Raw genomic sequence first — 1182 nt, 5'->3', positions numbered from 1 at the left:
TATCGCAATAGTTGGCGAAGTAATCGCAACATCCGCATTAAAATCTAGCGAGGGCTTTACTAAGCTTGCCCCTTCCGCCGTTGTCATAATCGGTTATGGCATCGCATTTTATTTTCTTTCTCTGGTTCTGAAATCCATCCCTGTCGGTGTTGCTTATGCAGTCTGGTCGGGACTCGGCGTCGTCATAATTACAGCCATTGCCTGGTTGCTTCATGGGCAAAAGCTTGATGCGTGGGGCTTTGTAGGTATGGGGCTCATAATTGCTGCCTTTTTGCTCGCCCGATCCCCATCGTGGAAGTCGCTGCGGAGGCCGACGCCATGGTGACGGTGTTCGGCATTCTGAATCTCACCGAGGACTCCTTCTTCGATGAGAGCCGGCGGCTAGACCCCGCCGGCGCTGTCACCGCGGCGATCGAAATGCTGCGAGTCGGATCAGACGTCGTGGATGTCGGACCGGCCGCCAGCCATCCGGACGCGAGGCCTGTATCGCCGGCCGATGAGATCAGACGTATTGCGCCGCTCTTAGACGCCCTGTCCGATCAGATGCACCGTGTTTCAATCGACAGCTTCCAACCGGAAACCCAGCGCTATGCGCTCAAGCGCGGCGTGGGCTACCTGAACGATATCCAAGGATTTCCTGACCCTGCGCTCTATCCCGATATTGCTGAGGCGGACTGCAGGCTGGTGGTTATGCACTCAGCGCAGCGGGATGGCATCGCCACCCGCACCGGTCACCTTCGACCCGAAGACGCGCTCGACGAGATTGTGCGGTTCTTCGAGGCGCGGGTTTCCGCCTTGCGACGGAGCGGGGTCGCTGCCGACCGGCTCATCCTCGATCCGGGGATGGGATTTTTCTTGAGCCCCGCACCGGAAACATCGCTGCACGTGCTGTCGAACCTTCAAAAGCTGAAGTCGGCGTTGGGGCTTCCGCTATTGGTCTCGGTGTCGCGGAAATCCTTCTTGGGCGCCACCGTTGGCCTTCCTGTAAAGGATCTGGGTCCAGCGAGCCTTGCGGCGGAACTTCACGCGATCGGCAATGGCGCTGACTACGTCCGCACCCACGCGCCTGGAGATCTGCGAAGCGCAATCACCTTCTCGGAAACCCTCGCGAAATTTCGCAGTCGCGACGCCAGAGACCGAGGGTTAGATCATGCCTAGCATTCACCTTCCGGCCGCCCGCTA

At 58.9% G+C, this 1182-nt stretch carries 2 protein-coding genes; both read left to right on the top strand.

Translation table 11 applies throughout. The features are described 5' to 3' along the window. Window position 1 precedes the first annotated feature (1 nt). Window positions 2-325 carry a quaternary ammonium compound efflux SMR transporter QacE gene (gene qacE, locus SC428_RS22045; protein WP_031995388.1) on the top strand — a complete coding sequence of 108 codons (324 nt, stop codon included), beginning with the start codon at window positions 2-4 and terminating at the stop codon, window positions 323-325. Beyond that, window positions 319-1158: a sulfonamide-resistant dihydropteroate synthase Sul1 gene (gene sul1, locus SC428_RS22040; protein WP_000259031.1), complete on the top strand. Its 840-nt coding sequence runs from the start codon at window positions 319-321 to the stop codon at window positions 1156-1158. The genes qacE and sul1 overlap by 7 nt, the downstream gene beginning before the upstream one ends. The last annotated feature ends 24 nt before the right edge of the window (window positions 1159-1182 follow it).

The organism is Providencia sp. 2023EL-00965 (assembly GCF_033550225.1).
GTDB lineage: Bacteria > Pseudomonadota > Gammaproteobacteria > Enterobacterales > Enterobacteriaceae > Providencia > Providencia manganoxydans.
Note: the sequence above shows the minus strand (reverse complement) of the source record. Positions and strands in the feature narration are given on the sequence as shown.